Annotated in this window: 12 protein-coding genes and 1 other annotated feature (1 of these 13 cut by a window edge); all 12 genes read left to right on the top strand. The window is 26.7% G+C overall.

The genetic code is table 11. The annotated features are described in order from the left end of the window. Positions 1-8 precede the first annotated feature (8 nt). The 12 genes from D3Z33_RS05415 to D3Z33_RS05360 all read left to right on the top strand — a co-directional run bounded on the left by D3Z33_RS05415 (position 9) and on the right by D3Z33_RS05360 (position 13,057). Positions 9-2,201, top strand: coding sequence for a peptidase domain-containing ABC transporter (locus D3Z33_RS05415; RefSeq protein WP_160196754.1), 2,193 nt, complete (start codon positions 9-11; stop codon positions 2,199-2,201). Between the two features lie 94 nt (positions 2,202-2,295). Beyond that, a complete protein-coding gene (locus tag D3Z33_RS05410; RefSeq protein ID WP_160196753.1) occupies positions 2,296-2,532 on the top strand; it encodes a hypothetical protein in 237 nt (78 codons plus the stop codon). 35 nt (positions 2,533-2,567) lie between these two features. Beyond that, complete coding sequence (locus D3Z33_RS05405) at positions 2,568-3,080, top strand: hypothetical protein (RefSeq protein ID WP_160196752.1); 513 nt, start codon at positions 2,568-2,570, stop codon at positions 3,078-3,080. A gap of 111 nt (positions 3,081-3,191) precedes the next feature. Next, the gene (locus tag D3Z33_RS05400) at positions 3,192-3,542 is read left to right on the top strand and encodes a hypothetical protein (protein WP_160196751.1); all 351 of its coding nucleotides are present in this window, start codon (positions 3,192-3,194) and stop codon (positions 3,540-3,542) included. A gap of 44 nt (positions 3,543-3,586) precedes the next feature. Beyond that, positions 3,587-5,044 (top strand): HlyD family efflux transporter periplasmic adaptor subunit, encoded by a 1,458-nt coding sequence (locus D3Z33_RS05395; protein WP_160196750.1) that lies wholly within the window; start codon positions 3,587-3,589, stop codon positions 5,042-5,044. A gap of 80 nt (positions 5,045-5,124) precedes the next feature. Continuing rightward, positions 5,125-5,643: a hypothetical protein gene (locus D3Z33_RS05390; protein WP_160196749.1), complete on the top strand. Its 519-nt coding sequence runs from the start codon at positions 5,125-5,127 to the stop codon at positions 5,641-5,643. 106 nt (positions 5,644-5,749) lie between these two features. Then, the gene (locus D3Z33_RS05385) at positions 5,750-6,250 is read left to right on the top strand and encodes a GNAT family N-acetyltransferase (RefSeq protein ID WP_160196748.1); all 501 of its coding nucleotides are present in this window, start codon (positions 5,750-5,752) and stop codon (positions 6,248-6,250) included. 202 nt (positions 6,251-6,452) lie between these two features. Next, positions 6,453-8,093 carry a tetratricopeptide repeat-containing diguanylate cyclase gene (locus tag D3Z33_RS05380; protein ID WP_160196747.1) on the top strand — a complete coding sequence of 547 codons (1,641 nt, stop codon included), beginning with the start codon at positions 6,453-6,455 and terminating at the stop codon, positions 8,091-8,093. Then, positions 8,090-8,737 (top strand): viroplasmin family protein, encoded by a 648-nt coding sequence (locus D3Z33_RS05375; protein WP_160196746.1) that lies wholly within the window; start codon positions 8,090-8,092, stop codon positions 8,735-8,737. Before D3Z33_RS05380 ends, D3Z33_RS05375 begins: the two co-directional genes overlap by 4 nt. Positions 8,738-8,822: 85 nt before the next feature. Beyond that, the gene (locus D3Z33_RS05370; RefSeq protein ID WP_160196745.1) at positions 8,823-9,086 is read left to right on the top strand and encodes a hypothetical protein; all 264 of its coding nucleotides are present in this window, start codon (positions 8,823-8,825) and stop codon (positions 9,084-9,086) included. Between the two features lie 135 nt (positions 9,087-9,221). Beyond that, positions 9,222-10,310 (top strand): dipeptide epimerase, encoded by a 1,089-nt coding sequence (locus D3Z33_RS05365; RefSeq protein ID WP_160196744.1) that lies wholly within the window; start codon positions 9,222-9,224, stop codon positions 10,308-10,310. Positions 10,311-10,684: 374 nt separating this feature from the next. Continuing rightward, a complete protein-coding gene (locus D3Z33_RS05360) occupies positions 10,685-13,057 on the top strand; it encodes an immune inhibitor A domain-containing protein (protein WP_160196743.1) in 2,373 nt (790 codons plus the stop codon). A gap of 116 nt (positions 13,058-13,173) precedes the next feature. Then, positions 13,174-13,402: a binding site (T-box leader), on the top strand (it continues 1 nt past the right edge of the window).

Below are 13,402 nucleotides of genomic sequence, written 5' to 3'. Positions count from 1 at the left end.
GGTATAGAATGTTTAGAAAAAAATATATTAGCATAAAACAACATGATATTCAAGATTGTGGAGCAGCATGTCTTGCCACTATTTCAAAAACATATGGTTTAAATATACCTATATCAAAAATCAGAGAAGTGGCAGGCACTGATATGATGGGAACTAATGCTTATGGTATGGTAAAGGCAGCTGAAGATTTAGGGTTTAGTGCAAAAGCTGTAAGGGGTACTCCAGAATCATTACATACAGAATTTCCACTACCTGCAATAGCACATGTTGTAATTGATAATAAGCTATTACATTATATAGTAATACACAAAATAGATAAAAAGAAAAAACAAATCACAGTAGCAGATCCAGCAAAGGGCATAGAAGTTTTAACTGAGGAAGAATTTAATAAAATATGGACTGGAGTACTAATTATTTTAGTTCCTACAGAAAGCTTTGAAAAAAGAAATGAAAATGAAGGTGTATTAAGAAGATTTTTTGAACTTTTAAAACCTCAAAAGAAATTATTATTAAATGTATTTCTAGCATCATTAATATATACAATACTTGGAATAGTAGCTTCATTTTACTTTAAGTTTTTAATGGATGATATTTTACCTAATAATTTAAGAGGTACATTAAATGTAATTTCAATAGCTTTCCTCTTATTATATATATTTCAGACAATATTAAATGCTTTTCGTTCTCATCTTTTACTATATTTATCACAAAGGCTAGATATACCATTGATATTAGGTTATTATAAACATGTTTTACAGCTTCCTATGAACTTCTTTAGCACTAGAAAAGTAGGGGAAATAGTATCTAGATTTATGGATGCTTCAAAAATAAGACATGCCATAAGTGGAGCTACTCTTACTATAATGATTGATACGGGAATGGTCTTTGCTGGCGGTATTATACTATTTATTCAGAGTAGATTGCTATTTGGAATATCTTTAGTTATAGGACTATTATATGCAATAATTGCATTGTCTTTTAATAAATCATACAAGAAAAATCAACAGGATATTATGGAAGAAAATTCTCAAGTTACTTCTTATTTAGTAGAATCATTACAAGGAATAGAAACTGTGAAAAGTTTTAATTCTGAAGATAAAAGTAATTTAGAAACAGAAAAAAGATTTGTTAAGCTATTAAAGACAGCTTTTCATGGAGGAGTATTGCAAAATGTTCAAGGAAATCTAAAAGGCATTGTTCAATCAGTAGGGGGTCTAGTAATACTATGGGTAGGAGCTATACAAGTAATGGATGGCAATTTGACTATAGGGCAATTATTAACATTTAATGCTTTGTTAGCATATTTCCTTACTCCCATAAGAAACTTAATAGACTTACAATTATCTATGCAAACAGCTATAGTTTCGGCAGAAAGACTAGCAGAAATTTTAGATTTAGAAATAGAGAAAGATAGAAAAGAACATAAAAAAATATCACCATCAAAGTTATCAGGAGAAATAGAGTTTAATAATGTAGATTTTAGATATGGCACTAGAGAATTAGTATTAAAAGATATAAATTTAGAGATTAAGCAAGGTGAAAGAATTGCTCTAGTAGGAGAAAGTGGTTCTGGAAAAACTACACTAGCTAAATTAATTTTAAATTTTTATAAAGCTCAAAAAGGAGAAATCCTTTTGGATGATTATAATATTCTAGATATTAATAGAGATGTTTTAAGACAAAAAATAGGATACATACCCCAAAATATATTTCTATTTAGTGGTACTGTTGAAGAAAATTTAAGACTAGGAAATCAAACAGCTTCAATGGAAGAAATAATTGAAATATGTAAAATTACTACAGTACATGACTTTATTAATGAAATGCCATTAAGGTATAATACTACTTTAGATGAAAATGGATCAAACTTAAGTGGTGGGCAAAGACAAAGATTAGCATTAGCTAGAGCTTTAATCAAAAAGCCAGACATTTTGATAATGGATGAAGCAACTTCAAATTTAGATTCTACAACAGAAAAATCCATTGAAAATCTTATTAAAGATAATTTTCAAGAGATGACAATGATAATAATAGCACATAGATTAAGTACAATTAGATCATGCGATAGAATATATGTCATGGATCAAGGGTTCATAATAGAAGAAGGTAACCATGAAGAATTACTGAAAGAAAAAGGAAAGTATTATGAACTATGGGAAAGTCAATTTCCCGAAAAAGAGCTATCTCCTGGAATTTCTTAAAATAAATTAGATACGACATAATATATTGTTCATTTATATTATTTAAGAATTTCAGTTGATATAGAAAAACAACAAAAGAAAGGGGGTTAATAAAATGACTAGTGCAATTTATGATAAGTCTATGTTTCAAGAGTTATCATATGATGAAATGATGGGTGTAGACGGTGGGATGGATCTCCATCAGGCAGCTCAATTAGTAATTGATATAACAGGTGTTGCCTTTACACCAGCTGCATTAATTGCAGCTGCAGGACCTTGGGCAGTATTAGCCGCAGCTTTTGGAGGTACTGCAGCCATGCATTCATTAATTACAACTCTTAGAAACTATTAAAAAACACTTAAATATTATACAGGAGGAGAAATATATTGAAAAAAATCTATATTTTAGATTTGGTACTTTTAGTATCAATTATAACTTATTTTTTTAGTTACTCATTTTTGAATTATATAAGCAATCAAGCACTACTTATATCAGCATTATACTTAGCTTCACAAATATTTATAAATAGAAAGCTTAAAATTATTATAAGATATACTCCTGAATTTGCAGTTTCTTGGAAAGAATATATAAGTTTATTTTATCTATTGATAGGGAAAATAAGATTTTTACTAGCATTATTTGATGACATAAAATCATCATATTGGTCAATAATATTCTTTGGTATTATGAGCTTTTTTATATTTAATTATTCTTATATTTCAAAAGAAAAATTAATATCAAACCTTAATAAAATTATTGATATTGATAAAATAAGAGATGTTGAGGTATATGATAAATTGTATGGGATAATTTATATGGACATTTATTTTAAAAACAAAAATGAAGCTAAAATTAAATTAACTCAAAAAGAATATCAATATCTAAAAAATAAAACATAGTAAAAAATATAACTTAATTTCTAATATTAAAAAAATAAAACAATAAAACAATACGATATAAAAGGATATAATAAATATAGGTAAATACAACAAAATAGGAGGGTGATAAGAATGTTATTTAATTTAGTACTGATACCAATAGAAATATTTTTTATTTTTATGATTATAAAAATAAGAAAGGACATAACTAAACTACATTTTTATTCAAATAAGTCAGAAAAATTTTTAGAAAATATACATAAATTTGATGAAAAATATATTGAAGAGTATAACAAAAAATATATGTTACCTTTTGCATATATAGATTTAGTTATTTTAATAATCATGTCAATTTCTACATTTGTATTTGAAAGGGAGATATACCATAAAGTTATTATGGGAGGATTTTTTGTTTATTTCATTGTTATTTTTATTTTTGGCGGTTTAAGCATGTTAAGTATGAGTAGAAAAATGTATGAATAATAATATGTAAAATTTAAATATTATTAAAGTAGGAGTGATATAACATGAAACACAAAATAATAGATATAAAAGAACTTACTGATAGTAGAGAGCTTTTAGAAAAAACTCCTTCAAAATTTATTTTAGGCTTTATATATATAGTACTTGCTTTAGTTACTGCATTACTTTTATGGTCTTATTTTGCTGAAAAAGAAGTAGTTGTAAAAGCTCAAGGTGTAATTCAATCAACAGATTCTAATATTGTCAAGTCAACTGTTGGAGGACAAGCTATTAGTATAACTGTTGAAGAAGGAGATTATGTAAAAAAGGGTGATGAATTAATAGTAATTGAATCTAAAAATTTGAAATCTGAATATGAAAGTATTAAAGAAAAAATAGATATTATTAATGAAGATATTAAGTTACTTGCTAAATATGAAAATAGCATAAATAGTAATTCTAATTTATTTTCAAAAACTAAAGAAAAAGAATATTATTATAAATATTTAAGTTTTAAAAACAAACTAAACCAAACTAATAATACATCTTCTCAAGAAAAAGTAAGAAAAAATGGTTTAGAATCAGATATAAATGAATATGAATCAGAAATTGGATCAATACAATCTGAAAAATCTCAGTACCAAAATGATATAGAAACATTAAAAAATAATAATAGTAAAATAAAAAATAAAAATAAAAAATTACAAAATGAAATTGATAACATATCTAAAAATGAAGAATTATCTTCTGAACAAAAGAATATGAAGATTAATGGACTGAAAGCTCAAATATCAAGTAACAAGCAAAAAATACAGCAAAATGATATTCAAAATTCACAGATAAAAGCATCAATAAAAATGTTAGATGATAGCATTAAAAATCAAAAAAATAATATTAGAAGTGCAGAAGATTCAATAGAAATTTCTAATAAGACTTTAGATAATTATAATATAGATAAAGATTCATATAGAAACAATGAAATTATTCAAACTCAAACTCAGATAAAAGAATTAAAAGAACAAGTTAAAGATTTTAACTTTCAATTAGAAAATATGAATTTTCAATTAGAAGACTATACTATAAAGGCACAAAAAGATGGTCAGATACACTTTATTATGCCAATAAATGAAAATGATATACTACGAGCTGGTACAGATATTATGAAAATAAGTTCAACAAATGATGACAGTATGTTAGTTCAACTATATATCCCTGCTACTGATATAGCTAATATAAGAGAAGGTCAGAGCATAAAACTTCATAGTTATTCACTTCCGTATAGAGAGTATGGATTTATTAAGAGTAAGATAAATAAACTGGATATAGATGCTAAAGTTTCTCAAGAAAATGGAAGTAGTTTTTATGTCGCAGAATCTATAATAGATAATAAAGCATTAGAAAATAGTGATGGTGAAAAATCATACCTTAAAATGGGAATGCCTATGGAAGGTAAAATCATAACTGATTCTAGAAGTTATCTACAGTTATTTTTAGAAAAACTAGACTTATGGATAAGTGGATAAATTATTATTTTTGTAAGTTCTATGTTTAAAGAGTATATTATAATAAGATAAGATTAATATACTTTTATAAGGAGAATTCCATGAAAAAAATTTATATTATAGATTTAATCATGTTAATATTAAATATAATCAGCTTCATTGGTTTTACATATTTTGTAGGAAATATGAGTGCAACAGCATTGATTATATATTCTTTATTTTTAACTATACAAATATTTATAAATATTAGACTTAAAATACTTATGAAATATACTCCGGATTTCAGTGCTTCTTGGAAAGAATATCTATATATTTTTCTATTGTATCTAGCGAAAATACAATTTCTTCTTCTACTTATTAGCAATCTATCTTGGTTAAATTGGTCTGTTTTACATTTTGGTTTTTTAAGCTTATTTATGCTTGATTATTCATATATTTCAAGTGATAAATTAATATATAGTTTAAATAAAATAATTAATATAAAAGATATAAAGTATATTGAAATAAGAGATAATCTTTTTTCTACTATTTATATAAATGCATATTTGAAAAGTCAAAAAAAGATTAAGTTTAAATTAAGCAAAGAAGAATTTAATTATTTAGAGGAAAATATTAATTAAAGGATTTGGTTTTCCATAGGGATGCTAAATATGAATAACAGACTGAATGAATAGCATTTATATGATATAGTAATTATTAATATCATATAAAGAAAGGAAAATTTACATGGAAAACTTTAATGAAATATGGAATATATATAATGATTCTTTTCCCAAAGACGAAAAGAGAGATTTAAAATTACAAAAAAAGATATTAAAAAATCCTAGGTATAAAATGGAATCTTTAAAAGATGGTGAAGAAATAGTGGGTTTTATAACAACATGGGATTTAGACGAGTTCTTATTTGTAGAACATTTTGCAATAGATGAAAAACATAGAGGGAAAAGTTATGGAAAGAAATTTTTAGAAAGACTTATAGATACAACAAATAAAAAGATTGTATTAGAAGTGGAGAAACCAAATACAATTCAAGCAAAAAGAAGAATTAACTTTTATGAAAGGTTAAACTTTGAGTTAAATAAATATCCATATAAGCAACCAGCTTATGATAAAGAAAAAAAATCTATACCATTAATGATTATGACATATCCTAATTTTTTAGAAAAAGAAGAGTTTAATATAGTTAAAAATAAGTTATATAATGTTGTTTATTCAAATAGAAATTAATAATAAATAAGTTATTAGTTTATCCTTAGAACTAAATATCTTAGCTATGAAGTTATTATAAATATAATAACTTCATAGCTTTTTATTATTTTTTTTGAACATTTAAAGGAATTTATATTTATTTATAGAATATATTAATTTAAGAAAATAAATGATAAAGCTTTATAAATAAATATAAGTTAATTATATATAAATAAAGGATTTGATTGCTATAAAAAATATATCAGAAGAAATATATAACAAAATTAACTATGCAAAAAGTATAGTATCTATATATCCAGATGAGGCTATTAAAATAAGTAAAGATGCCTGTAATTTAGCTAAGTCTAGCAATCTAATAATAGAGGAAGCTTATGCATTTCTTAGTATTTCTTTGGGTAGTAGAATAAAGTCAGATATAAGCAATATACTTGACTATTCATATAAAGCTCTTGTAATATTTAGACAAGAAAATCATATTGTAGGACAAGGAAAATCACTAAACCTTATAGGAATTGCGTATTTTTATAGTTCCATGTATGAAGAAGCTATAAAAAATTTTTTAGAGGCAGACAATTTATTAAAATTTAATAAAGATAAATCTTTGGTAAGTAGTGTTTTAAATAATATTGGAGAAGTGTATAGAGAATTAGAGATGTATGATAAGGCTGTTTATTATTATAATAAAGCTATTGATACTATATTTGAAAATAATTATACTTTAAATCATGCAGCTATACTTGGAAATATTGGTGAAGTTCATTTTACTAAAAAAGAATATAAAAAAGCTCTTGATGTATTTAATAAATCATATAAATTGCTTGCTTGTGATAATGATATGATTAGTATTGGCGAGCTTGAAAATAGGATAGGACAAGTCTATTTTGTTATGAAAAATTTTGAAAAAGCCAAAGAATATTATTTTAGATCCTTTAAAAGGCTTCAGAATATAAATAATAAATATTATGTGATAGATGTATTAATAAATATAGCAGAGCTTTATATTGAAATGTCAACTGGAAGAGCATTGAATTTTTATGAAAAAGCTATGGAGTTTGCAGAGATTGTTGGCTCTAAAAATAAACTTTGCAATATATATAGACTTATTTCTGAATATCATGAAAAAGAAGAGGATTATAAGAATGCTTTAGAATATTATAAAAAATATTCTAATATAAATCAGGAAATTATGAGTTCAAAGATAAAGAGTAAATTAGAAATATTAAATATAGAGTTTAAAAATATTGATGAGAAAGTAGAAGTTGAAAAGATAAGAATAAGGCTTGAAAATGAAATATCTAGACAAAAATATGAACTTAAAAATATAAAAGATTCAAATAAAATGCTTGAAAAGAAAGTTTATGAAGATGATTTAACAGGAATTAAAAATAGAAGAAGCATAAATTTATATCTTAAAAATATTCTAAATAAAACATCAAAAAGTTTAGTAGCATTATTTATAATAGATATAGATAAATTTAAAAGATATAATGATTATTGGGGACATGTTCAAGGGGATTTATGTATAAAAAAGGTTGTAGATTGTATAAAGAGGATTCAAGTAAAAAAAGATGATACTTTTGGGAGATATGGAGGGGAAGAGTTTGTATATATTTCCACTTCTATAAATTATGAAGAGGCTTTTAAGCTAGCTAATATTATTCGAATGGAAGTTGAAAATAGTGGTCTTTATTATATATATAAAGGAGAAAAAAAGTTTATAACAATAAGTATTGGAGGAGTAGTAGGTAATAATTCAGATTTTGACTCAATACAAGATATTATGGAACTTGCTGATAAAGAGCTTTATAGAGCTAAAAATATGGGAAGAAATAGAGTGTTTTTAAGAAAGGTGATTTCATGACAAAGAAATATTATGCAGTAAGACAAGGTAAAAAAATAGGTATATTTACGAGTTGGGATGATTGTAAGAAAAATGTTAATGGATATTCTGGTGCAGAATATAAATCTTTTAAAAGAAAAATTGATGCAGAAAAATATATGAATGATAGAAAAGAATATACAGTACAAAAAGAAAAGAATATAGATGAAATTATAGTTAAAGATAAAGATAGAGCTATTGCATATGTAGATGGTAGCTATAAAAAGAAAACAAAGGAATTTTCATATGGTGCAGTGATTTTTTGGAATAATAAAGAATACCATTTTTCTGATAAGTTTGATGATGAAGAACTTTCAAAAATGAGAAATGTATCAGGAGAACTAAAAGGAGCAGAGAAAGCTATAGCCTTTGGAATAGATAATAAGATTAAAGAGATAGATATTTATCACGATTATGAGGGAATATCAAAATGGGCTACCGGTGATTGGAAAGCTAATAAAGATGGTACAAAATCTTATAAAAAATATTGTATAGATGCTAGTAAAAAAATAAAAATTAATTTTGTAAAGGTAAAAGGTCATTCAGGTGATAAATATAATGATTTAGCAGATAAACTTGCTAAAGAAGCATTAGAAACTAAAGCTACTGGGAATTTAATCCAGTAGCTTTTTTATCTAATAAAAAAATATATCTTGGGAATTATAAGAGCTATACAAACAATTTTAAATTAAAGGAGAGTATGTATAAAAAATGAAAAAGAAAATTTTAATAGTCTTATTAACTTTTATGCTTGCTTTGAATGTGATAGCTTGTGATACGAGTTCAGATCCAGAAGAACCAGATTTAGACGAAGAACCAGCAGAAGACCCAAATGATGAGATGGGTGATGATGAATATGAGCCTGATATTGATGAGGAGCCATCTGAAGAACAAAATGAAGAAGATGGATTAGACATGGATCAAGAAGACGATAATATGAATGAAGAAGATAAGAAAACTGAGGAAGAACAGTAAAAAACTAAATATAAAATCACAAAAAGCTATTGGATGCAACATCCAATAGCTTTTATTAGTATTAATTTAATTGTTTTTAAATAATATACTATTAGAAGTGATAGAATAAAATTTTCTAATATAGGGGGACATATTTTGAAAATTACAGATATAAAACTAGGCAAAATATCGGTACCACTTAAAGTTCCATTTAAAACAGCACTTAGAACAGTAAAATCTATAGAAGATATAATAGTTGAGATTCATACAGATATAGGAAATATTGGTTATGGAGAAGCTGCACCAACTGGAGTAATCACAGGTGATACTAATTTATCTATAATAGGAGCTATAAAGGATCATATTGCACCTTCAATTAAAGGATGCCATATAGAAAACTTTGAAGAATTAATGAGTAAACTACATTCATCTGTTGTAGGAAATACTAGCGCAAAGGCTGCTATAGATATAGCTTTATATGATTTATATGGACAGCTTTATAATACATCTGTATATAAAATATTAGGTGGATATAGAAAAAATATTACTACAGATATAACTATCAGTGTAAATAATCCAGATGAAATGGTTAGAGATAGTATAAATGCTATAAAATTAGGATATAAAACCCTTAAAGTAAAAGTAGGAAAAGATTCTCAAATGGATATAAAAAGACTTTCTGATATAAGAAATGCAGTAGGAAATAATATAGACATAAGGATAGATGCAAATCAAGGATGGAAACCTAAAGAAGCTATAAAAACTCTTAATAAAATGGAAGATTTAGAACTTAATTTAGAATTAGTGGAACAACCAGTTGTAGCATATGATATAGAAGGAATGAAGCTTGTCACAGATAATGTGAATATACCTGTACTTGCAGATGAAAGTGTATTTTCTGAAAGAGATGCTTTAAAAATATTACAGAAAAGAGCTGCAGATATTATAAATATAAAATTAATGAAGACAGGTGGAATAAATAAGGCACTCAAAATAATGACTATGGCAGAGATATATGATGTAGAATGCATGATAGGGTGTATGTTAGAAGCTAAAGTTAGTGTAAATGCAGCAGTACATTTGGCAGCTGCTAAAAAAATAATTACAAAAATAGACTTAGATGGTCCAGTATTATGTAAAGCAGATCCTGTAATAGGTGGATCAACATTTAATAATTCTAAAATAACAGTCAATAAAGAAATAGGATTTGGAATTAAATATATAGAAGGAATAGAATATATATAGATAAAAATAAAAAGATTAAAAAATCTTCTTATTTTTATCTTTTTTTTCAAAAATAGAACCAAATTGACAAGCCATTTCGCTAAATTTTATAATAAATATTAGTTATAATAAATAAAACAAGTAATATTTTTTAAAGTAAAATAATATATATTAGTTATGTTGTAAAAAGTATAGGAACTTAGAACTATTTATTTGGAAAATATTGCAATAACGTAACAACTGATGTATTATATTAATAACCAATATTCATAATATTCAAAATAATAGAGCATAATATCATAATCATAAATAAAAAAGTATAAGGAGGTGTACAAGAGAAGAGGTATATTTATGTAACAGGTTTAAAAGATAAATTTAATCAAGGGGGTTTATTGATGAAAAAGATCTTAAGTTTAGCAGTTGCAAGCAGTATGTTGCTTAGTTCATTTAGTTTTGCAGCAGAAGCACCAGAATCAAAAGTTTTAGATTTAAATTCAGAACATAAAGTACAGGCATACAGGGGAAGTTCCTTTGACTTAGGGATAGCTAATGATGAGAAATTAATAGAAATGTTAAAAGATGAAGGTAAAATATCTAAAAATGCAACTCTTAAAGAAGCAGAAAAGGCATTAAATAAGTATTTAAAATCTAAAGCTGAATCTACTAAAAAAAGAGATAATCAAGTAAAAGATATAGACAAAGTTATTCCAGGAGCTAAAAATCTTAATAATGGAACTTTTAATGGGAAAGGAATTAAAAAAGGGCATGTTGAAGATTTAGATTCTCTTGAGAAAGAACCTTATAATGGGAATGTAAGAAAAGATAAAGTTTTAGTTCTTGCTATTGATTTTCCTGATTATGAAAATGGCTCAATCACTAAAGAAGAAACGGATATGTGGTATGAAGATTATACAAATGAGCATTTTCAAAATATGATATTTGGTAAAGATGGATATAAAGGACCAAATTGTGAGACTTTAGTTTCAATGAGACAATATTACGAAGAACAGTCAGGTGGTAGCTATACAGTTGATGGAACAGTAGCAGGGTGGTATACTGCAGATCACCCAGCAGCTTATTATGGAGGAAACTATCCAACACCTGATGGATCAGATCATCGTCCTCGTGAATTAGTTTTTGAAGCTCTCACAAAAGCAGGACAAGATCCTAATATTGATTTAAGTGAATATGATGTATGGGATAGAGATGATTATGATGGGGATGGAGTATATGATGAGCCTGATGGAATCATAGATCACTTAATGGTAATTCATGCTGGCGTTGGAGAAGAAGCTGGTGGAGGAAAATTAGGTGGAGATGCTATATGGTCTCATAGATGGAATTTAGGAGATTTAGTTGCAGTTCCAGGTGGTACATCAAATAGTGATAGATTTGGTGGATTATTAGGTGCATATGATTATACTATAGAACCAGAAGATGGAGCAGCTGGTGTATTTGCGCATGAATATGGTCATGACTTAGGATTACCTGATGAATATGACACACAATATACAGGTGAAGGAGAACCAGTAGGATATTGGTCATTAATGAGTAGTGGTAGTTGGGCAGGAGATGTTCCTGGAACAGAGCCTACAGGAATGAGTCCATATGCTAAAGAATTTTTACAAGCTGTCCATGGAGGAAATTGGTTAAGTGGAACTACTATAGAGGTTGATGAAATAACATCTAAAGGAATTGAAGCTGTATTAGATCAAGCTAGTTCAAAAGGAGTTAACAATGATGTAGTAAGAATTAATCTTCCTGATAAGGAAAGTACAGTTAATACTCCAGCAGGAGGAGAATATGAGTATTTCAGTGGAAGAGGAGACGAAATTGACAATAAAATGATAGCTACTGTAGATTTAAGTGGAGTTAAAGAAGCTTCTTTAAACTATGATGTTTGGTATAATATTGAATCAAATTGGGATTTTGGTATGGTTCAGATATCTACTGATGATGGAGAGACATGGACATCATTATCAACTCCAAATACAGTATCTGATATTGTTGAAGATGGTTATCCAGAAATAAAAGAGAATGTACCAGGATATACTGGTAATAGCAACGGATGGTTAAATGAATCCATTGATTTAAGTGAATATGTTGGTCAAAAAGTTAAATTACAATTCCGTTATATGACTGATTGGGGAACTAATCTTGATGGATTATATGTAGATAATATAAATGTAGCAGCTGATGGAACAGATATCTTCTCTGATGATGCAGAATCAGATACATTATTTACATTGAATGGTTTCTCAAAAGATACAGGTAAATCTTATTCAAATCATTATTATTTAGTTGAGTGGAGAACTCATACAGGAGTAGATGAAGGATTATCAAATATTAGAAGGGGAGATTCATTAATGAGTTTCGATCCTGGTATGCTTGTTTGGTATGTTGATAATTCTTATGATAACAATTGGACGGGAGCACATCCTGGAGAAGGATTCCTTGGAATAGTAGATGCTGATCAACGTGGTAATAAATGGAGTGACAAATCTATAGGATCTACTAGATATCAAATTCATGATGCTGCTTTTAGTACAGAAAAATCTTCTAAAATGTTCTTAGATTATACTGACTTATTAGGTGTAACAATGAAAGATAACTATACTAAAGCTAATGCTTTATTTGATGATAGTAATGATTACAGCAATCCAGATTTAGTTGATGCAGGTCGTAATATATCTAGTTATGGATTAAAAATAAGAGTTGTTGGTAAAAATAAAGATAACTCTGTAGGTAAAATATTATTATTTAAATAATAAAACTAAAAAATCAGAGGAAATTAATCTCCTCTGATTTTTTCTATTATCGTATAAAAAATCTTGACAAAAATGAATAGTTTGGATATCATTAATCAATAATAGTATATAATAAAATAAAAGCTGTGAAGGGAAGAGTAAATTAAGAAGATACCAAAAAGAGAGCTAGGTTAGGTGAAAGCTAGCGGTAGAATATTAATTGAAGATGGCCCCTGAGCTTCTAGGTTGAATTAAAGTAGGTCTAGACGTATACAAAACGTTAATTTGTAAGGTCTTAGAACCTATTAAGGCTTAAATTGAGAAATTTAAGTAAATTAGAGTGGTAACACGAATCTTCGTCTCTAC

Source organism: Senegalia massiliensis, from assembly GCF_009911265.1.
Lineage (GTDB): Bacteria > Bacillota > Clostridia > Tissierellales > SIT17 > Anaeromonas > Anaeromonas massiliensis_A.
The sequence above is the reverse complement of the archived record's forward strand: the minus strand, read 5'-3'. Positions and strand labels throughout refer to the sequence as shown.